The following is a 19,394-nucleotide window of genomic DNA, read 5'->3' on the forward strand; positions in this document are numbered from 1 at the left end:
AGCCCCGGGCCCCGTTTGTTCCCTCAGAGCGGATACGGGCTACAAGCCGGCAACAGCGTTCGCAAGGGCCCCGGACAGATCGCCGCGGCAACCTACCTCCACGTCACGAAGTCCGAGCCAGTCCGCCATCAAGCGAAGCTCGGCGGCGAGTTCGACGGCGGTGTCCAGCGGAGCGTCCGGCTCGGCGAAGGCGGACTTGGCCAACAGTTTCCCGCCTGTGCGGTCAGCCTTCAGGTCCACCCGCGCCACAATCCTGTCCCTCAGGAGGAAGGGAAGCACGTAGTACCCATAGCGCCTCTTGTGCTCAGGTGTGTAAATCTCAATGCGGTAGTGGAAGCCAAACAGTTCTTCCAGCCTGCGGCGTTCAAAGACCAGGGAATCAAACGGGCTCAGGAGGGCACGGCCGGACGCACTGCGTGGAAGCGTGGCCTTCACGTGACGAAACACCTCACGGTTCCAGCCGGCCACCTGCACCCGCTCCAGCCTCCCGCAAGCCACCAACTGCTCCACGGATGCGCCTGCGGCCTTGACCGGCGTTCGGAAGTAGTCGGCGAAACACCTCACCGTTCCGATGCCGTGTGCCTGGGCGGCGGCGTCAATAAGGCGGTTCAGCGCAGGAGCGCGACCAGCTTCCCGCTCCCCTGTTAGGGGCACGCCCGGCAGCACCTTGGCAGTCAACGTGTACTTGCGCTCAAACTGGTCAGTCCTGGAAGCCGCCGAAACCAGGCCCTCCTCAAACAGGTGTTCCAGTACCCGCTTGACGGCACTCCAGTTCCAGCCCCAATTGACCGCCTGCTTTTCCTCGACGTGGCCAATCCTCGCCGCTATTTCAGCAGCAGTCATGGGGCGGGCTGAAACGAGCGTTTCCAGGATCCTGGCGGAGATGGTTGCCCGCACAGCCGGGTCCATACCGGCGGCGCCTACCCATGCCCTTTTCTGCCAGAGCCGGAGGTCGGGAAAGTGTTCAGGGCGGATATAGCTGGCTTCGTGCGCCCAGTACTCCACCATGCGCCGCGGATGGGTACCCGACATCCGCTGGAGGATGCTGCGGTCGTAGTTCCCCAACCGGGAGAAGAAAGGGAGGAAGTGACTTCGGGCGAGGACATTGACGGAATCGATCTGGACGAGCTGGAGCCGGGCAAAGGTGCGGCCCACCGTCCGTGATGTCACGGGGCCGGCGGGCCGTCCTTTGTCGAGTCCCTGTGCTGCCAGAGCAATCCGCCGGGCCTGGTCCAGGCTCAGCGTCGCCGGCACATCAGTCCTCTCTGTGGATGGTGTTCACCATCCTAGGCCTTGGCTGCTGCGTCGTCCGCTCGGTACGCGATTACTTTTTCTTCAACGACGGTGTCACCCGGTTCGCATTCGTGGTCGAGGGTGATGACCCCATAGGTCCAGCCGCGGCGCCGGTACACGACGGACGGCGTATTCGTAGCCTTATCCACGAAAAGGTAGAAATCATGACCGACGAGTTCCATGTTGTCCACGGCATCGTCGAGGGAAAGCGAGGCGGCCGGGAAGACCTTGCGCCGTATCAGGACCGGGGAATCACCGGCCGGGATGTCATTGTCAACCTCATAGGGAGACTTCTCCGCGGGGGCCGGCGCGGTTTCGTTCCGGTGGCTCGCCTCGACATAGATCGGTTCGTGGGCGCTGGCAGGCTCCAGCGCGGCGGTTGCTTCGCGGACAGCTTTAGGGGTGTGCCGTCCGTGATGGACCTTCTTGCGGTCCTTGGCGCGGCGGAGCCGCTCAAGGAGCTTGTTGTACGCGAGGTCGAATGCAGCGAACTTATCGGCGGCGCTCGCTTCGGCACGGATCACCGGTCCCCTGCCCAGAACTGTCACCTCAACGGTCAGCTGGTCGCCGGTCTGCCGGGAACTGGTCTCCTTGGAAACCTTTGCATCAACCCGCTGGACTTTGTCCCCCAGCGACTCGATCTTTGATATCTTCTCCCCGGCATATTCGCGGAACCGGTCTGAAACTGTCAGATTTCGTCCGCTGATCATAAACTCCATGGTGCCCTCCAAATGACTTCGGTGACACGACGGCAGCACTTCCCTGGGCCGATCTGTTTGACAGTCAAGCCCCTCTCCGAGCCGCCATCGACAGGTACATTCTGTTCTTGGTACCCACCACCGACGTTAGTTCATAGCCTTCCGTTATTCATCCTTTCCTGGTTTATTTTTTTCTAAGTCACCCGCCCTTCCCCGGCCTTCGGCGGATGTGGCGCCGGAGCCTGAAGAATCGGTTGGGCGTGTCGCAGCCAGCACAATTGCGCCAGTCACTACTGCACCTGCGAGGTGCAGCGCTCGCGCTGCTTCCGCGAGTGTTGCGCCGGTGGTGAGGACGTCGTCGACGATGATGCAGCGTTGTCCGGGAACCTGGTTCCGCCCGCGGTGGCGGACCTGCATGGAGCCCCGTACGCGCTTTGCGCGGCCGCCGCGGTCCAGGCCTTTTTGCCCTCCGGGCAGCTGCAGGCCGCCCGTCCTGGTCTTTCCCAGCACGTCCTGCACCGCAAGTCCAGGCACGTGGCGCGACACCTCCCGCAGGAGCAGGTTGACGGGGCTGAAACCGCGTTTCAGGAAGGCAGCGTTGCTGCTCGGCACCGGGACCAGGCAGCCGACTTCCATTCCGGCTGCGGCAGAACGGACAGCACCGGCGAGCGCCCGCCCCAGACTGCTCCTGAGTGGATACTGGCCGTGCCGTTTAAAGGACAGCAGGGCCTGGGCGAGCTCCTCCCGGTAAACACCGGCAGCCACGACGGGCAGCAGCACGGTCCCGCCAACGTCCATCAGGGCAGGGGCTCCGCTTTCGGCCCGGAAGGGGTCGCGCGTCAGGCGGCGGATGTGGCGGTCGCATTGAACGCAGAGGGCCCGGTCTTCGGCTCCGCAGCACACGCAGTCAACCGGAACAGCAAGCGCAAGGAGGTCGGCGGCAGCCCCGGCCGCGTTGTCCATCAGGCGCAGGAGTGCGCCCTGATATTCGGAGCGGTGCGAGGCGGACCGTTCTGCTGCGGGTGCAAGGTCCGGGTCCAGCCGCAGCCTTCTTCCCGGCCCGGCTTCAGGGATGGATCTGTTGCTCACCGGACAAGGATCTGCCCGTCTGCCCTCCGAGGACAGGCCGCTTCCCGTCTATGTGGACAACGGCCGCAGGGGAAACGGCAAATCAGCCGGGGAACGAAGGGTCGATGGGTCCCTTGATCTGCGGCGACCAGCCGTTTCCGAGTCGCTGGAAGACGCCCTCCGCGGACTGCGCATAGATTTCCTCAGGGCCGTTTCCGGCGCTGAGTGCGACCAGGCCGGGCCATGGGGCCAGCTGTTGCGGCTGCCCCGAGGTGAGGGACAGCAGCTCAGGGGTGACGTTGGACGCCGCGGCCCCCTTCATCACGGCCACGGTGGTGTCGCTGACCCACACGCCCTGGTCCGGTTCGCTGTCGGTGGACAGGGTAACAGGCGGTGTCAGTTCCCGCGGTGTTCCGTCCCCGGCCCGGATGATGCCGCTGACCTGTACGCGGATCTTCCCGTTTTGTTCGGAGATCACCAGCGCCCGGACTCCTTCCCGCGAGATCCGAAAGTCCTTGACGGTTCGTCCCGCCAGCCAGGCAGGCGTCAGTGTTACCGACGGTACGGTGGCTCCCTCGGCCACGCCGGTGGGGCGGTAAGCAACAACTTCGGTTTCCCCTGAAGCTCCCGGCCCTGCAGACCACACCCATTCGCTCAGACCGAAGGAGGGGCGGGTCAGTGTGCTCCGCGTGGTCAATGCCCGTGCCGGCTGGCCGGGATTGATGCTGTACAGGGTGGTGCGGCTTTCGTTGAGGAAGGCCGCGGTCTGCGACACCGGGGATTCTGCGGGGAACCGCGGATTGAGGGAAGATACCGGCTGCATATCCGGCAGCGGCGACACCCTATTGTTCTCGTAGCGCACCAGGTCGTTGCCGCTGACGGCAATCTGGCGTGCGGGCACGCTCTTGTCCAGCAACGGCGGCAGGACGGAGCCGTTGTCCTCCACGCGGACCAGGTCCTGGTTGGCGCGCAGCTCGACGTTGACCACATCCGGCTGGCTGCGAAATGTCAGGGTCAGCTGCATCTGCATCCGGAGGCGGTCTTCGGGCGAGGTTTCAGTGAGCTCCTTGGCTGTCAGGTCCACCTGTGCCGCGCCTGAGACCACCGGCACCGACTCCCGGGCCAACTTGATGCCCGAGGGAAAGGCACTCACCACCGCACCGCGGAGGTAGGGGGCAGGCCCGGCCAGCAGCGCACTGGTCATCGCCTTGACGGTCTTGTTCTTGATGAACCAGCGGACATCAGGCACCGCGTACGTGAAGCTGGGGTCATAGAAGTAGATGGGGTAGGCACCGTAGATTACCTTGAACGTTTCTTCAGCAATGGCTGTGCCGTCCGGAAGGTCGGAGATCCGCCATTCCCCGTCCACCTGGGTGACCGTCACCGGGATCTTCTCGACAGTACCCTTTGGTGACTGGGTGGCGATGCCGTCGGCATCGACCGTGTAGGCGACGTCAAGCTCGTAGTTGTAGACATTTTCGGCCTCACCCGCCACCACCCGCGCTTCCCGGTACACAAGGGCCCGCTGGTCCGGCTTCCAGGAGACGGATGACGCCTGGGTCAAATACTGGCGTGCGACGGCGTAGTCGTCCTCGTAACCGCTGCCCGCCCGGTAAAAGTAGTCAATGATCGTTTCGGGTGTGGCGCCTGCCTGCGGCGCCGCCGGCAGGAACACGGGTGCGCTGAGGTTGCCCGCGCTGCCCTCATTGCTTTTGCCTATCGGACCGGAGGTGGGAATGCGGGCACAGGCGGCCAGCACAACGACCAGCAGGACCAGCAGTAAAGCCACCGGCTTTGCCCGGCGCAGGGCGTAGCCCGTCATGGGGTCTCCTTCGACGTCGACGCGGGAGCAAAGGCCGCTCCGCCGGCTTCCAGCACCACCATGTTTTTGTTATCCGCCTCATCGGGGAGCGTGATGTCATTGGGCTCCAGCTGGACCGGCGACTTGTCGATCTCTTGACCCTGGCGAAGTGGCAGAGTCAGCCGGAAGTTCGCCCCGTTGCCCTTTTTGCCCCACGCCTGGAGCCAGCCCTTATGGAGCTTGGTGTCCTCCATCGCTATGGACAGGCCAAGGCCGCTGCCCCCGGTGGTGCGGGCGCGGGCAGGGTCTGCACGCCAGAACCTGTCAAAGACGCGGGCGCCTTCAGCCGGGGTCATGCCGATGCCGTGGTCCCGGACTGCTATCCCGACGGCGGTCTGGCTGGCTGCCACCGTGACCCTTACGGGCTTGCCCTCGCCGTGCTCCACAGCATTGAGGATGAGGTTCCGAAGGATCCTGTCAATCCTGCGGGCATCCATTTCAACGATGATGCCGCCGCCGGGGGCGCTGAGGATGATTTCAGAGCCGTATTCGGCTGCCACGGGGGCCGCACCTTCAATGACGTGGGCCACCACCTGCAGGATGTCCTCCGGTTCAGCATCCAGCATGGCCACACCGGCGTCGAAGCGGGAAATCTCCAGCAGGTCCGAGAGGAGGGACTGGAAACGCTCCACCTGGTTGTACAGGAGTTCGGCGGAGCGTTTGTTGATGGGATCGAATTCTTCGCGGGCGTCGTAGAGCACTTCCGCGGCCATCCGCACCGTTGTCAGCGGAGTCCGCAGTTCATGGGAGACGTCGGACACGAAGCGCTGCTGCATCTGGGACAGTGTGGCCAGCTGGGTGATCTGCTCCTGGAGGCTGGCTGCCATGTGGTTGAAGGAGGCGCCGAGGCGGGCCACTTCGTCCTCGCCCCGGACCACCATGCGCTCCTGCAGCTGGCCGGCCGCGAGTTTTTCGGACACCATCGCCGCGTGGCTGACCGGACTGACGACGTTACGGGTGACGTACCAGGCGATGGCACCGATCATCAGGACCAGCACGGCACCTCCTGCCCACAACACGCTTTGGATCTCGTCGAGCGTCTGCTGGGCTGTGTTCAGATCGTATATAAGGTACAACTCGTAAACGGTGCCGTTGAAGGTCACTTTGTTGCCCACAGCAATGCCGGGACGGTCCTCGGTCCCCACCGGGATCACGGTGGAGGCCCAGTACTGGTCCTTCCCCGACTCCTGCACGGCCTTACGCAGTTCCGGCGGAATAACGCTGACGGTCAGCTGGTCCGACGCCCGTGACTCTACCCACCGGTTGCGGGGTTTGGTCTGTTCGGGCATGGCCTCGAAGACGTACCTCCGCTGGATGACCGAGCCTCGGCCCTCCACCGCATTGAGGGTGTCGTACACCAGGGTGATCACGCTGGACTGATCGGTGACCTGGGCGCCGTCGAACGTTTCCTGTACCTGCTTGACGTTGTAGCGGGTCTCCGACTCGGCCTGGGTCAGCCGCTCCTGGAACAGGTTGTTCGCGATCTGGTTGGACAAGTACGCGCCCACCACGGCAAACGAGGTGACCGCGAGCATCAGGGTGGTGAGGACCGTGCGGAACTGCAGCGACCGGCGCCACCGCCGGTGCAGGGCACGCCCAAGATAGCGGAGCGCCGGAAGGAACCGCCGAATTCCTGTTCGCACCAGCCGGGCAACGCGCAGGGTGACAATCAGGGTACGGCGCTGCCAGATCCGGGCGCGGAAGGACAGCCTCTGGAAGCCGGCTGTTACGGCGTCGGTGTGCTCCGGGGCCTTATGGGGCTCAGGCCGTTCAGGCCCGCCGTGGGATTCCGGAGAGTTTCCGGCAGCGGGCGCGTTGGCAGGTCCCCCCTTGGGAACTGCGGGGTCAGGCCCCTGCTTTGTAGCCGACACCACGCACCGTTAATACGACTTCCGGAGCTTCCGGATCCTGCTCGATTTTTGACCGAAGGCGCTGGACATGCACATTGACCAGCCGCGTGTCCGCGGCGTGGCGGTAGCCCCAGACCTGCTCGAGCAGCAGTTCGCGGGTGAATACCTGCCACGGCTTGCGGGCAAGGGCCACCAGGAGGTCGAACTCCAATGGCGTCAGGGAGATCCGCTCATTGCCCCTGCTGACGGTGTGCCCCGCGACGTCGATGGTGATGTCCGCAATCTTCAGGGTTTCCGGGGCCTTCTGGTCACCGGGCCGAAGCCGGGCACGGACGCGTGCCACCAGTTCGGCCGGTTTGAACGGCTTGGGCACGTAGTCGTCAGCTCCCGATTCCAGGCCGCGGACGACGTCGGAGGTGTCTGCCTTGGCAGTGAGCATCACGATGGGCACGTCCGACTCCGCGCGGATCTGCCGGCAAACCTCGATGCCGTCCACGCCGGGAAGCATAAGGTCCAACAGCACAAGGTCCGGCCTGGATGAGCGGAAAACGTCAAGCGCCTTGGCGCCGTCGGCGCAGAAGACCGGCTCGAAGCCGTCATTGCGAAGAACAATCCCAATCATTTCGGCCAGCGCTTCGTCATCGTCTACCACCAGAATGCGTGCCTTCATAGTTATATATTCCCTTATCCGGCAGGCTTTGTCCTGTTCAGGGCCCTGCGGCATGGCGAAAACGCTAGGTGGCCCGCCTGCGGAACTATAGGCTGGAGCCATGCCGGACGTCCCGGCGCCTATCCGTGTGCTGCGGCCCGGGCGGCGGCAGCGAGGCACTGGTACAGGGGGAAGGAACACGGGTGTCACAACAGGATCCGGGCGCGCACCAGCCCCAGGGCTGGCACACGCCCGCGGAAGGCGGTGGCGCCGGCAGCAAAGGCCCCGGCGCTGACGGCAGCCCGGGCGCCCGCAACAATGCCAGCGACGACGGCGACGACGGCGGACCCGGCTTGGGCCCGAACGTTCAGCCCGCGCCTCCCCCTCATGACGCGCCTCCCCCTAATGACCAGCCACGTTGGGGTGCCGCGCCCGCATGGGGCGGGCAGCCTCAGTGGGGCGGGCAGTCCCAGTGGGGCGGGCCACCCGCTTGGGGATCCGGGCCAGGGCAGCCGCAGTGGGGCACGCCGCAGTCTCTTTACCAGGGCCCGCAGTTAGGCCAACCGCCTTACGGCCAGCAACCCTACAGCCAGCCGCCTTACGGCCAGCCCCGCTACGTGGCCCCGCCCAAACCCGGCATCGTCCCGCTGCGCCCCTTGATGTTCGGTGAAATCCTGGACGGTTCCTTCCAGACGATCCGGCGGAACGCAAGGGCCATGCTGGGCGCCGCCGTTCTCGCGCAATCCCTCGCAGCAATCCTCGGCGCGGTGATCACGGCCGTAACAGCCACTTCCCTGGTCTCCTTCGAGGCGTGGGCGGAGAGCGCCAGTCCCGCCGATCTTGCTTCCCTCGGCCTGGGATTTCTGGCCGCCATCCTCCTGGTTCTTGTCCTGACGCTTTTTATCTCAGCCGTACTCCAGGGCGCAATGGTGGTGCCGGTGGCACGGTCCCTCCTCAACCGCCCCACCGGCTTCAGGCAGATGTGGGGTTTGGCACGGTCACGGGCCTGGGCGCTGGTACGCCTGGCCGCGCTGATTATGGCGGCGGTCCTGCTCGGATTCCTGGTCCTGGCGGCGGCCGCCGTGGGGCTGGTTGCCGGCATGGAAGGCGCGGGAGCCCTGCTGCTCATTCCCCTGGTGCCTGCTTTTATTGCCGTGTTCGTGTGGCTCTATATCAAGCTGATGGTGGCCCCTGCCGCCGTCGTCATTGAAGAACTTGGCGCCCTCGATGGCCTGCGCCGCTCCTGGGCACTCACCCGCGCCAACTGGTGGCGGATCTTCGGCATCACCCTGGTGGTGGCCATCATGGTGGGCATCATCGGGCAAGTGGTGATGATCCCGGTGAGCCTGCTGCCCACCTTCCTTGGCGGTTTTATCTCCCCGCATGGCGGGACTGAGCAGGAGGTAACCATCGCCATTGCAGTCGGCGTGGCCACGGCCGTCCTGGGTGCATTGATCGGCGCCGTCGGCTATGCCTTCCAAACGTCGGTGATGGCGTTGATCTACATGGATCTCCGAATGCGGAAGGACGGGCTGGACATTGCCTTGCTCCGCCTGCTGGAAACCGGTGCCGATTCGGAAGGAATCCCCGGACGCGGGATGACTGCCCCAGGGCCGGGCCCTCTTCCCGGGACGGGCCCCGGCGGAGCCTGGCCGCATGTCAGCTGAACCTCCGGTGCTCCCGGGGGCTGAGGAAGCCCGGCGCTGGGCAGCGGAGGAACTCGCCAAGTCCGAATACCGGGACGCCGAGCCCGGCTGGCTGGATTCGTTGTGGCGAAGTTTCCTGGACTGGCTGCTGTCCCTGGACGGGCCCGCCGGTGAAGCGGGCCCTGTGCCGAGCCCGGTCATCGGCATCGTTATTGCGGTCATCATTGCCGTCGCCGTGCTCCTGGCCCGGCCCCGCCTGAACCCGAAGACGCGGCAGCGCAAGCAGGTCTTCGAACCGGACAGTGAACTGAGAGCTTCCGACTACCGGCACCGTGCGGAGGCCGCGGCAGCGGCAGGCAAGTGGGGGGACGCCGTCGTCGACCGCTTCCGCGCGCTGGTCCGGTCGGCGGAAGACCGTACAGTCCTTGATCCGCAGCCGGGCCGGACCGCTGATGAAGTGGTCCTCGCCCTGTCAGTCCCGTTCCCCGTCGAAGCGGCACGCCTCGAGCAGGCCGCCAGGACCTTCGACGCAGTCCGCTACGGAAACTGGACGGCGGGCAGTTCTGACTACCAGGCAATCGCCACCCTCGATCACACTCTTGAGGCGATGAAGCCCGCCAGGAGCGTGGACCAGCAGGATGACGCCCGGCAGCAGGATCGGGCGGCGCTGCCGTGACCCCGATCGTTTCCGAAGCTGCGGGCACGGAGGGGGCCAGCGCCGAAACCAGGATTTCCGGCAGGAATTTGTTCCGGTGGCTCCGCCGGCACCGCGCCCTTGCTGCCCTGGGAGCAGTCGTTGCCGTGGCCTTGGTGCTGGTTGTCTGGGGACAGCTCGCCCCGAAGGGCGACGGCGTTTCCTTGTCCGTCCAAAACCCCGGACCGGAGGGGGCACGGGCTGTCGCCCAAATTTTGGGCCGTTACGGGGTTGATGTCCGGGGCGCCGATACGTTCGAAGGCGCGATGGCCGCCCTGGCCGGCGCGGACTCCCCCACCCTCCTGCTGTACGACCCGGACGGGTTCCTGGATGACTCCCGGCTGCGCGAGTTGTCCGGGGCCGTGGAGCGCGTGGTGGTTGTTGCGCCCCGGCTGCAGACACTTGCCGCGCTGGACAGCGGGATCAGCCAGGCCGGCGTGGTGCCCGAGACAACGTCCGTACTGGAACCCGGCTGCGCGCTTCCGGATGCGGAAGCTGCGGGTGCAGTCTCCGGCGAGGACGGCTTCGTGTACGACGGCGGGACGTCCTGCTACCGGCCCACGGGCTCCGCCGCCGGGCTGCTGGCGGTAAGCGGCGACGGGCACGTTTCGGTCCTGGGCAGCACGGCGATCCTCAGCAACGAACGGCTCGATGAGCTGGGTAACGCCGCCCTCGCCATCCGGACCCTGGGCACTTCGCCGGACCTGGTCTGGTACCTGCCCTCGGTGGCCGACCTGGATACGTCCGGTTCCCCGCAAACACTTGATGAGCTCGCACCGGACTGGGCCCGTTTCCTCGGCCTCTGGCTCGCCCTGGTGGCACTGGCGGCAATCCTTTGGCGGGGCCGGCGTCACGGGCCGCTGGTTTTCGAGCCGCTGCCCGTGGTGGTCAAGGCTGTGGAGACTGCAGAGGGCAGGGCCCGGCTGTACCACGACTCGCATGCAATCGAACAAGCCCGGGACAACCTTCGGGCCGGCACGCTGGTGCGGCTGGCCCGGAAGCTGCGGCTGGGGCCAGGTGCCACCGCGGACGACACGGCGGAAGCGACGGCCCGGTTCCTGGACCGGCCGTCGCAGGACATCAGACAACTCCTCAACGAACGTCCCCGCAGCGAGGCCCGGCTTGTGGCCTGGTCGCAGGAACTGGACACCCTAGAGAAAGAGGTCAGTAGCCGATGAGCGAACAAGGCAGCGGCCCCCGGGTCCTTGACAGTACCCATGATTCCGCCCGGCAGGCGCTGCTGGACGTGCGTCATGAGGTGGCAAAGGCAGTGGTGGGGCAGGATGCCACCGTCACCGGCCTGCTGATTGCCCTGCTGTCTCAGGGGCATGTGCTGCTGGAAGGTGTGCCGGGTGTGGCCAAGACCCTGCTGGTGCGGGCGTTGTCCGCAGCCCTGAGCCTTGACACCAAACGGGTGCAGTTCACCCCGGACCTGATGCCGGGAGACGTCACCGGGTCCCTCGTGTACGACTCCCACAGCTCCGAGTTCTCCTTTCGGGAGGGGCCGGTGTTCACCAACCTCCTGCTGGCCGACGAAATCAACCGGACCCCGCCCAAGACGCAGGCGTCGCTGCTCGAGGCCATGGAGGAGCGGCAGGTCTCGGTGGACGGTGTTTCCCGCCCGCTGCCCTCACCTTTCCTTGTTGCCGCCACCCAGAACCCGGTGGAGTACGAGGGCACTTATCCCCTCCCCGAGGCCCAGCTGGACCGCTTCCTGCTGAAGCTCACCATGCCGCTGCCGGAGCGCCGGGATGAGATCGAAGTCATCAGGCGCCACGCCCTCGGCTTCGATCCGCGTGACCTTGCAGCCGCCGGTGTCCGGGCGGTGGCAGGTGCGGCGGACCTGGAGCGGGCCCGGCAGGCGGTGGCCACCGTCGCAGTCGAGCCTGAAATCATTGCGTACATCGTGGACCTGGCGCGGGCCACCCGCTCGGCGCCGTCCTTCCACCTGGGCGTCTCACCCCGCGGTGCCACCGCCCTGCTGAACACGTCGCGGTCCTGGGCGTGGCTGTCCGGCCGGAGTTTTGTCACCCCGGACGACGTCAAGGCCCTGGCATTGCCCTGCCTGCGGCACCGGGTGATGCTGCAGCCTGAAGCGCAGATGGACGGGGTGCGGGTGGACGACGTCCTGGCCAGCATCCTCGCTTCCGTAGCCGTACCGCGCTGATGGCCATTTCCGGGCGCTTTGTGGTGCTGGTGCTGCTGGGCCTGGTGCCGGTCCTGCTGATGCCCGGATGGGGAACGGTCTGCCTCGTGGCCGGCTGCCTGCTTGCCCTGGCAGCCGTGGACCTGGCCCTCGCCGGTTCGCTCCGCCACGTCCGGGTGGTGCGCCGGGAGCCCGGCAACGTGACGCTGCATGGGACCGCGAACTCTGTTCTTACTGTCCGCAACGATGGACGGCGCCGGTTGCGCGGAACCTTGCGTGATGCCTGGCAACCCTCGGCTGGGGCCCAAAATCCCATCCAGGACATCGACGTTCCTGCCGGCGAAGGCCGGCGGTCCGTTGTGCGGCTGCAGCCTGCCAGGCGCGGAGACCTCAAGGCCCCCCACGTCACCGTCCGCTCCTACGGGCCATTGCTGCTGGCAGCCCGCCAGCGGACCGTCAGCTGCCCCGGCGTACTGCGGGTCCTGCCTCCTTTTAACTCCCGCAGGCACCTGCCGTCCAAACTGCGCAAGCTCCGCGAGCTCGACGGTAAAGCCGCCGTCCAGATCAGGGGTGCCGGCACCGAGTTTGATTCCCTGCGTGACTACGTCCGCGGCGACGACGTCCGGTCCATAGACTGGCGGGCTACGGCCCGCCGGTCTGCCGTAGTGGTGCGCACCTGGCGGCCGGAACGCGACCGGCGCGTTGTGGTGGTGCTGGACACGTCCAGGACCTCGGCAGCAAGGATCGACGACGAGCCCCGGCTGGATACCGGCATGGAAGCGGCCCTCCTGCTGGGAGTCCTTGCGGAAAGGGGCGGCGACCGGGTGGACTTCCTGGCCTTTGACCGCCGGACCCGGGCCAGGGCGGGATCTGCCGGGCAGGGCAATCTCCTCGGCCAGCTGGTCCAGGCGATGGCTCCGCTGGAAGCCGAACTGATCGAACTGGACTGGTCCGCGATCCCGGGGCAGGTCCGCGCTGTGTCCGCCCACCGGTCCCTGGTGGTGCTGCTGACCTCGCTGGAGGGCGGCGCACCTGAGGAGGGCCTCATTCCCACGGCGGTGCGGCTGGCACGCCAGCACGTGGTGGTGGTGGCTTCCGTCCGGGACCCCCAGCTCGGGACGATGCTGCGGGAACGTGACAGTGCAGCCGGTGTCTTCCGCGCCGCTGCCGCCGAACGCGCGCTTCTGCAGCGCGCAGCGGTCACCGCCGAACTCCGGCAGCATGGCGTGGAAGTGGTGGACGCCGAGCCGCAGGAGCTCCCGCCGCAGCTGGCGGATATGTACATCAGGCTCAAGGCTGCAGGTAGATTGTGAAGTCCCTATCGCTGTCCGTGCCCTCACGAGGAGGTCCCCCATGAACCTACCGATCTACCAGCAGGCCCTGGGATCGGACTTTAGCCGGCTGCAGCCCGAACTGCAGGAGTACTTTGCCCTGGCGCCGGGCAGTGGCCGTTACGGCGTGGGCGAGGGCACGTTCGACGTTGTGGGCTGCCGCCAGGACTGGCTGCGTCCGCTGCTGCGGCTGACCGGCGGGGAGGAGGCCTTTTTTCCGGAGTATGGGGAGAACATTCCGTTCCGGATCGAAAACCACGCCCACCAGGATCCCTTTGGCCGCTCCAGCCTCACCGCGCGGCGGGAAATCCGTTTCCCGGGGCGAACGCGGATCTTCCAGGACACCACCAGCGTGGCCCGCCCCGACGGCGCCACCCGGCTGGTTGACTACGTGGGGAGGTACCGGCGGCTGGTGACTGACCTGAACCTGAGCGTCACGGAAGAGGGACGGCTCCGCGGCGTTTCCGAGGCTTCACGGCTTTTCCTGGGTCCCCTCCGGATCCCCCTGCCCGCAGCTTTGGACGCCAAAGCCTATGCCGAACAGTGGTGGGACCCGGCCGAAGGCAGCAACGGCAAGCACCGCATCCAGGTCAAGGTGATCCAGCCGCAGATCGGCCTGGTGCTGGTCTATGCCGGCAGCTTCGATTACAGGCTGCGCGCCTACACCGGCGGGAGCGCCGCGCAGAGCTTCCTGCCGCGGTACGCGCAGCCGGACCGCTGGGAAAACCGGGTCTGACGCTCCTAGCCCTGCGCCAGCTGGTTCAGCCCGTCAGCGAGCTGCGTGAGCCGGCCCAGGACTGCCGTAGCGTCAGCCGGGCTGCGGCCGGCGAGACCTGCGGAGGGCGTCACGCGCACAGTGCTGAGGGCCGTCACCAGCAGGCCCAGCTGGTGCCAGGGGCGCCGTACCGCCTCGACGCAGTCAGACACCCTCGGCAGGGAGTTCCCCGCCAAGTCCACGGCCCCGATCCACAGACGTTTATCTGATTCCACGGCCCCGGCCAGCTGCTCCCATTGCCGGGCGGTCAGCGCCTTCACCGGAACAGCGATGCCGTCGGCTCCCGCCGCGAGGATCTGCTCGAAGGGCGCCTCAATTTCCGGAACAGCAATCACGATCTCGACGGCGCCTGCGGCCCGTAAAGCGTCCAAAACGATACGCCAGGACTCCCGCGCCTCGGAGGCTTGAACGGCACGCAGTGTGCGGTAACCGCTGGAGGTGGGAATCGTGCCGGCCAGGATAGCTGCGATGTCGGGCTCATCCACCTGTACCACCAGCCGGGCACCTGGAACCGCTGCCGAGACCCGGGAAAGATAAGTGCCGACGCCGGCAGCGAGTGAAGCTGCGAGGTCCCGCCGGGCACCGTAGTCGATGAGGGCGCGCTCGCCGTTGTGCAGGTGGAGGCCGGCCGCAAGGCTCATCGGCCCCACCAGCTGGACCTTCACCTCGGCAGCCTGCTTCTCTTCCGCACCGGCGACGTCGGCCAGGATGTTGATGTCAGTGGCAAGGGCCGAGGCAGCGCGGCGGAAGTCCTTGCCGGGACGGTCCACGAGCCGCCAACCGTAGGGCTGGACGTCCACCGCCAACTCCTCGAGGAGGCAAGCAGTACGCCCCACGGCATCTGAACCGACGCCCCGGTCCGGCAGCTCGGCGAGGAATGGCAGATGGGGGCTGCCCAGCTCGCCCCGGATGATCTTTGCCGCCTCCACCGGATCCTCGCCCGGCCAGGGCCCAAGTCCGGTGGCCGTTACCTCCCGCGGAAGCGCCTGGTTCCCGCTCGCGGCTTCGGGACCGGCTTCGTGCCGTTCTCCGGTCCTCACGCGAGTGCTGATGCCTGCGGGTGCTGTCCCGAGGCCGCCTCATGGTCTTCGGCGATCGCCTCGTGATGCCGGATGACCTCACCGATGATGAAATTCAGGAACTTCTCCGCGAATGCAGGGTCCAGATGGGCGTCTTCGGCCAGCCTGCGCAGCCGTGCGATTTGAGCCGCCTCGCGCCCCGGGTCGCCTGCCGGCAGCCGGTGGGTGGCCTTGAGGAATCCGACTTTCTGGGTTGCCTTGAAGCGCTCAGCCAGGAGATAGACCAGGGTGGCGTCGATATTGTCGATGCTGGAGCGGATGGAGAGCAGCTCAGCCATCACCGAGTTGTCCACCTGGCCGGCCAGGGAACTGGCGGAGGGGTCGTAGTCACCGGAGTCAGGAGCGTGGAGGTTGTGCTGCGTCATGGTTCAAGTCTATGGGAGGGCTCCCGTTTCGACCGGGTGTTAAGCGCCGGTGCCGGTATCCGGCACCGGCGCTTAACTAAGGCTCAGGCATCAGATCCCGAGCAATGCCCGGTGCTCTTCCCGACGTCTGGCCTGTTCCTGCGGATCCGGTACGGGAAGGGAGGCGATGAGCCGCCGGGTGTAATCATGCTGCGGGTTTCCCATCACCTGGCTCCCGATCCCCTGCTCCACCAGCCTGCCCTTGTACAGCACGCCCACCCAGGAGGACAGGATGTCCACCACGGCGAGGTCATGGCTGATGAAGAGGCAGGCGAAGCCGAACTCCTGCTGGATGTCCTTGAACAGCTCCAAGACCTTGGCCTGCACTGATACGTCCAGGGCCGACGTCGGCTCATCAGCTATCAGCAGCCGCGGGTTAAGGCTGAGGGCCCGCGCCAGGGATGCCCGCTGGCGCTGCCCGCCGGACAGCTCGTGCGGGTACCGTCCTGCGTACGACGCCGGCAGCTGGACTGATTCGAGCAGCTCGCCGACGCGTTTGCGCAGCTGCGCCGGGCTTGGCTTCGTGTGGATGACCATGGGTTCGGCGATGCAGTCCCCGATCGTCAGTTGCGGGTTGAAGGAGGCAGCAGGGTCCTGGAACACAAAGCCGATGTCCTTTCGGAGCGGTTTGAAGGTCCGCTCCCGGAGGTTCAGCATTTCGTAGCCCAGCACTTTGAGGCTGCCGCCGGTGGTCCTGTTCAGGCCTGCGATGGCCCTGCCGATGGTGGTCTTTCCGGAACCGGACTCCCCCACCAGTCCGAACACTTCACCCCGGGACAGGGTGAAGCTGACCCCGTCTACCGCCTTGAATGCGGGCGTTCCGAGCCTGCCGGGGTACTCGATGGTCAGGTCTCTGGCTTCCACCAGGACTTCCTCTTCCTGGTGCGCCCGGGCGGTCAGTCCTTGCGAGGCGGAGTTGTGCCCGAGATGGGGTACCGCGGCGAGCAGTTTTCGGGTGTAGTCCTGCCGCGGTTCCGCAAACAGGGTGTGGGCGGGCGCCTCCTCAACAACGTCCCCCTGGTACATCACCACCACACGGTCCGCGAGGTCCGCCACCACCCCCATGTTGTGCGTGATGAGCACAATGGACGTGCCGTACTTGTCCCGCAGGTCCCGCAGCAGTTCCAGGATCTCGGCCTGGACTGTGACGTCCAGCGCGGTGGTGGGTTCGTCGGCAACGATCAGTCCGGGATTCAGTGCCAGTGCAGCGGCGATCACCACCCGTTGCTTCTGTCCTCCGGAGAACTGGTGCGGGTAGTAGTTGACGCGGTGTTCCGGATCGGGGATGCCGACCTTGCGCAGCGCTTCAACGGCCCGGGACTTCGCTTCCTTGGCCGAAACCCGCTTTCCGCCGCCGCTTCCCGCATGGGCCCTGATGCCCTCGGCGATCTGCCAGCCCACCGTGAACACCGGGTTCAGTGCCGTGGAGGGTTCCTGGAACACCATGGCAACGTCGCGGCCGCGGATCTGGCGCAGACGCGCGGCGCTCACGCTGATCACGTTGGCCCCATTGATCAGCACGGTGCCGGAGCTGGTGGCGGTCTCGGGAAGCAGGCCCAGGATGGTTTTGGCGGTAACCGTTTTGCCGGACCCGGACTCCCCCACGATGGCGAGCACTTCACCCTTTCCGACCTCCAGGCTGACGTCCTTGACGGCATGGACGGGACCGCCGTCGGTGGCGAAAGTGACCTGGAGGTGGTCGATATCGAGAACCGGGCGGCCGCCGACGGACTCACCACCGTCAGAATGCTGCCCGGACAGCGGGTCGATGTTGACAGTCATGATGCCCTCACTTCTGTTGCGATGGCGGCGGTGTCCACCGGCGCCGGGGAGCTGCCCCCTGTGCTCTTGCGGCCGCGCAGGCGCGGGTCATTGAGGTCGTTGATGCTCTCGCCCACGAGCGTCAGGCCCACCACGGTCAGCACGATGGCCAGGCCGGGGAACATGCCGGTCCACCAAATCCCGGAGGTGGTGTCGGCAAGGGCCTTGTTGAGGTCGAAGCCCCATTCCGCGGCCGAGCTGGGTTCGATGCCGAAACCGAGGAACCCCAGGCCTGCGAGGGTGAGGATGGCCTCGGAGGCGTTGAGCGTGAAGATCAGCGGCAGGGTGCGGGTGGCGTTGCGGTAGATATGGCGGCTCATGATGCGGATGTTGGAGGCACCCACCACTTTTGCGGACTCCACGAACGGCTCGGCCTTCAACCTGACAGTCTCGGCGCGAATAACCCGGAAATACTGAGGAATGAACACCAGCGTGATGGCGGTGCCGGCGGCGAAGATGCCCCCGATGAGGCTGGACTGGCCCCCGCTGATAACGATGGCCATCACGATGGCCACCAGCAGCGACGGAAAGGCGTAGACAGCGTCGGCGATGACCACCAGGATCCGGTCGAGCCACCCGCCCAGGTAGCCGCTGACCAGACCAAGGACGACGCCGACGACGATGGACATGGCCACGGCGACGACAATCACCAGGATCGCGGTCTGCGCTCCCCAGATCACCCGCGACAGGACGTCGTAGCCTCCTACGGTTGTGCCCAGGAGGTGCTTGCCGCCCGGGGCCTGCTGGGTGGGGAAGTTGCCTTCGGCGTCGGAAAGCTGGGCGAAGCCGTAGGGCGCCAGCAGCGGGGCGAGGATCGCCGTCAGGACAAAAGCGGCGGTCAGGATCAGGCCTGCCACCAGCATGCCGCGCTGGAGCCCAACGCTTTTGTTGACATGCGAGATGACCGGCAGGCGCCGGTACCAGGGGGCCCGGGGACTTTCCATGGGGACGGGAACGGCTGGAATGCCCATGTCAGTACCTCACGCGGGGGTCGATCAGCGCGGCGATAATGTCCACGATGAAGTTGGTCATGGCGACGATGATGGCGAGCAGCACCACAATGCCCTGGACGGCGACGAAGTCACGCGCGGTGAGGTAGTTGGCCAGCTGGAATCCCAGGCCCTTCCACTCAAACGTCTTTTCGGTCAGCACTGCGCCGCCGAGCATCACGGCGATCTGCAGCCCCATCACGGTGATGATCGGAATCAGGGCGGGCTTGTAGGCATGCTTGGTGACCAGGCGGTATTCGCTCACTCCCCTGGACCGGCCGGCCTCCACGTAGTCCCTGCCCAGGGTCCCGATGACGTTGGTGCGGACAAGGCGCAGGAAGATCCCGGCCGTCAGGAGTCCCAGCGCCACCGCGGGCAGGACGGCATGGGCCATTACGTCGCTGAGCGCTGCCATGTTTCCGCTCCGAAGCGCGTCCAGCCAGTAGATTCCGGTGGGGGCCGCCAGGGATGTCAGGGCGAGTTCGCTGGATGTTTTGGCCCTGCCTGCCACCGGCAGCCAGCCCAGCCACACTGAGAAGGTCAGCTTCAGCAGCATCCCGGCGAAGAACACGGGGGTGGCGTAGCAAAGAATGGCGAAGACCCGCAGGACGGCGTCGGGCGCCTTGTCCCGGCGGTGCGCCGCCACCATGCCGAGCGGGATGCCTACCAGGAGGGCGACGAGCAGGGCGTTAATGGTTAGCTCCAGTGTTGCTGACCCGTAGGTGGTGAGCATTTCGACGACGGCCCGGTTGTCCGTGAGGGTGCGGCCGAAGTTTCCGGTGGCCAACTGGCCGAGGTATTCAAAGTATTGGACCAGGAGGGGCCGGTCGTAGCCGGCCGCCTGGATGCGCTCCTGAAGCTGGTCGGCGGGCAGCCGCCCGCCCATGGCCGCCGTGATGGGGTCCCCGGTGATCCTCATCAGGAAGAAAACCATGGTGACGAGGATGAAGATGGTGGGGAAGATCAGCAGGAAACGGATCAGGATGTACTGTCCCAGTCCCCCGCCGGAAGATTTTTTGGAGATTGGGAGAAGGCCGTCCGCGTCGCTTGGGGGCGCATCGATGAGTGTTGTCATGGGTACCTAAAGTTG

General features: G+C 66.1%; 18 protein-coding genes. 6 read left to right on the forward strand and 12 right to left on the reverse strand.

Going from position 1 to position 19,394, the window contains the following annotated elements; translation table 11 throughout:
• Nucleotides 1-39: 39 nt before the first annotated feature.
• The 7 genes from M1D93_RS12515 to M1D93_RS12545 form a co-directional block, all read right to left on the reverse strand.
• On the reverse strand, nt 40-1,254 hold the full coding sequence (locus M1D93_RS12515) for a winged helix-turn-helix domain-containing protein (RefSeq protein WP_461171852.1): 1,215 nt from the start codon (nt 1,252-1,254) through the stop codon (nt 40-42).
• 32 nt (nt 1,255-1,286) lie between these two features.
• Nucleotides 1,287-2,012, reverse strand: a complete 726-nt coding sequence (gene hpf / locus M1D93_RS12520; RefSeq protein WP_461171853.1) for a ribosome hibernation-promoting factor, HPF/YfiA family — start codon at nt 2,010-2,012, stop codon at nt 1,287-1,289.
• A 144-nt stretch (nt 2,013-2,156) separates the two neighbouring features.
• Nucleotides 2,157-3,080 (reverse strand): ComF family protein, encoded by a 924-nt coding sequence (locus tag M1D93_RS12525; protein ID WP_461171854.1) that lies wholly within the window; start codon nt 3,078-3,080, stop codon nt 2,157-2,159.
• An 82-nt stretch (nt 3,081-3,162) separates the two neighbouring features.
• Entirely contained in the window at nt 3,163-4,881 is a 1,719-nt protein-coding gene (locus tag M1D93_RS12530) for an LpqB family beta-propeller domain-containing protein (RefSeq protein WP_461171855.1), read from the reverse strand.
• The gene (gene mtrB, locus M1D93_RS12535) at nt 4,878-6,629 is read right to left on the reverse strand and encodes an MtrAB system histidine kinase MtrB (RefSeq protein WP_461175008.1); all 1,752 of its coding nucleotides are present in this window, start codon (nt 6,627-6,629) and stop codon (nt 4,878-4,880) included. Before mtrB ends, M1D93_RS12530 begins: the two co-directional genes overlap by 4 nt.
• 136 nt (nt 6,630-6,765) lie before the next feature.
• Entirely contained in the window at nt 6,766-7,440 is a 675-nt protein-coding gene (mtrA, locus tag M1D93_RS12540; RefSeq protein ID WP_163162297.1) for an MtrAB system response regulator MtrA, read from the reverse strand.
• Between the two features lie 185 nt (nt 7,441-7,625).
• Nucleotides 7,626-7,808, reverse strand: a complete 183-nt coding sequence (locus tag M1D93_RS12545; RefSeq protein WP_461171856.1) for a hypothetical protein — start codon at nt 7,806-7,808, stop codon at nt 7,626-7,628.
• Between the two features lie 228 nt (nt 7,809-8,036).
• Here M1D93_RS12545 and M1D93_RS12550 point away from each other — a divergent pair, with 228 nt between their 5' ends.
• From M1D93_RS12550 to M1D93_RS12575, 6 genes are read left to right on the forward strand one after another with little or no spacing between them, the layout of a single operon-like run.
• On the forward strand, nt 8,037-9,086 hold the full coding sequence (locus M1D93_RS12550; protein ID WP_461171857.1) for a DUF7847 domain-containing protein: 1,050 nt from the start codon (nt 8,037-8,039) through the stop codon (nt 9,084-9,086).
• Nucleotides 9,076-9,741: a DUF4129 domain-containing protein gene (locus M1D93_RS12555; RefSeq protein ID WP_461171858.1), complete on the forward strand. Its 666-nt coding sequence runs from the start codon at nt 9,076-9,078 to the stop codon at nt 9,739-9,741. The genes M1D93_RS12550 and M1D93_RS12555 overlap by 11 nt, the downstream gene beginning before the upstream one ends.
• Nucleotides 9,738-10,937, forward strand: a complete 1,200-nt coding sequence (locus M1D93_RS12560; RefSeq protein WP_461171859.1) for a DUF4350 domain-containing protein — start codon at nt 9,738-9,740, stop codon at nt 10,935-10,937. The genes M1D93_RS12555 and M1D93_RS12560 overlap by 4 nt, the downstream gene beginning before the upstream one ends.
• Nucleotides 10,934-11,926, forward strand: coding sequence for an AAA family ATPase (locus M1D93_RS12565; RefSeq protein ID WP_461171860.1), 993 nt, complete (start codon nt 10,934-10,936; stop codon nt 11,924-11,926). The genes M1D93_RS12560 and M1D93_RS12565 overlap by 4 nt, the downstream gene beginning before the upstream one ends.
• Nucleotides 11,926-13,218: a DUF58 domain-containing protein gene (locus M1D93_RS12570; protein WP_461171861.1), complete on the forward strand. Its 1,293-nt coding sequence runs from the start codon at nt 11,926-11,928 to the stop codon at nt 13,216-13,218. The genes M1D93_RS12565 and M1D93_RS12570 overlap by 1 nt, the downstream gene beginning before the upstream one ends.
• A gap of 40 nt (nt 13,219-13,258) precedes the next feature.
• The gene (locus tag M1D93_RS12575; RefSeq protein WP_461171862.1) at nt 13,259-13,972 is read left to right on the forward strand and encodes a DUF4166 domain-containing protein; all 714 of its coding nucleotides are present in this window, start codon (nt 13,259-13,261) and stop codon (nt 13,970-13,972) included.
• 5 nt (nt 13,973-13,977) lie between these two features.
• On the opposite strand, the gene M1D93_RS12580 is transcribed toward M1D93_RS12575, so the two are convergent.
• The 5 genes from M1D93_RS12580 to M1D93_RS12600 all read right to left on the reverse strand — a co-directional run bounded on the left by M1D93_RS12580 (nt 13,978) and on the right by M1D93_RS12600 (nt 19,379).
• Nucleotides 13,978-15,051 (reverse strand): uroporphyrinogen decarboxylase/cobalamine-independent methonine synthase family protein, encoded by a 1,074-nt coding sequence (locus M1D93_RS12580; protein WP_461171863.1) that lies wholly within the window; start codon nt 15,049-15,051, stop codon nt 13,978-13,980.
• A complete protein-coding gene (locus tag M1D93_RS12585) occupies nt 15,048-15,455 on the reverse strand; it encodes a chorismate mutase (RefSeq protein ID WP_461171864.1) in 408 nt (135 codons plus the stop codon). The genes M1D93_RS12580 and M1D93_RS12585 overlap by 4 nt, the downstream gene beginning before the upstream one ends.
• Before the next feature lie 90 nt (nt 15,456-15,545).
• Entirely contained in the window at nt 15,546-17,276 is a 1,731-nt protein-coding gene (locus tag M1D93_RS12590) for an ABC transporter ATP-binding protein (protein WP_461171865.1), read from the reverse strand.
• Nucleotides 17,273-18,286, reverse strand: coding sequence for an ABC transporter permease (locus M1D93_RS12595; protein WP_461171866.1), 1,014 nt, complete (start codon nt 18,284-18,286; stop codon nt 17,273-17,275). The genes M1D93_RS12590 and M1D93_RS12595 overlap by 4 nt, the downstream gene beginning before the upstream one ends.
• 1 nt (nt 18,287) lies before the next feature.
• On the reverse strand, nt 18,288-19,379 hold the full coding sequence (locus M1D93_RS12600) for an ABC transporter permease (protein ID WP_461171867.1): 1,092 nt from the start codon (nt 19,377-19,379) through the stop codon (nt 18,288-18,290).
• Between the last annotated feature and the right edge of the window lie 15 nt (nt 19,380-19,394).

This window comes from Arthrobacter sp. Z1-9 (assembly GCF_054792695.1).

Excerpts from the sequence above, each read along its gene's own strand:
- hpf (WP_461171853.1), bottom strand. The coding sequence starts at position 2,012 with ATGGAGTTTATGATCAGCGGACGAAATCTGACAGTTTCAGACCGGTTC.
- M1D93_RS12530 (WP_461171855.1), bottom strand. The coding sequence starts at position 4,881 with ATGACGGGCTACGCCCTGCGCCGGGCAAAGCCGGTGGCTTTACTGCTG.
- mtrA (WP_163162297.1), bottom strand. The coding sequence starts at position 7,440 with ATGAAGGCACGCATTCTGGTGGTAGACGATGACGAAGCGCTGGCCGAA.
- M1D93_RS12545 (WP_461171856.1), bottom strand. The coding sequence starts at position 7,808 with ATGAGGGGGAGGCGCGGGCTGAACGTTCGGGCCCAAGCCGGGTCCGCC.
- M1D93_RS12555 (WP_461171858.1), top strand. The coding sequence starts at position 9,076 with ATGTCAGCTGAACCTCCGGTGCTCCCGGGGGCTGAGGAAGCCCGGCGC.
- M1D93_RS12565 (WP_461171860.1), top strand. The coding sequence starts at position 10,934 with ATGAGCGAACAAGGCAGCGGCCCCCGGGTCCTTGACAGTACCCATGAT.
- M1D93_RS12570 (WP_461171861.1), top strand. The coding sequence starts at position 11,926 with ATGGCCATTTCCGGGCGCTTTGTGGTGCTGGTGCTGCTGGGCCTGGTG.
- M1D93_RS12575 (WP_461171862.1), top strand. The coding sequence starts at position 13,259 with ATGAACCTACCGATCTACCAGCAGGCCCTGGGATCGGACTTTAGCCGG.
- M1D93_RS12585 (WP_461171864.1), bottom strand. The coding sequence starts at position 15,455 with ATGACGCAGCACAACCTCCACGCTCCTGACTCCGGTGACTACGACCCC.
- M1D93_RS12590 (WP_461171865.1), bottom strand. The coding sequence starts at position 17,276 with ATGACTGTCAACATCGACCCGCTGTCCGGGCAGCATTCTGACGGTGGT.
- M1D93_RS12595 (WP_461171866.1), bottom strand. The coding sequence starts at position 18,286 with ATGGGCATTCCAGCCGTTCCCGTCCCCATGGAAAGTCCCCGGGCCCCC.
- M1D93_RS12600 (WP_461171867.1), bottom strand. The coding sequence starts at position 19,379 with ATGACAACACTCATCGATGCGCCCCCAAGCGACGCGGACGGCCTTCTC.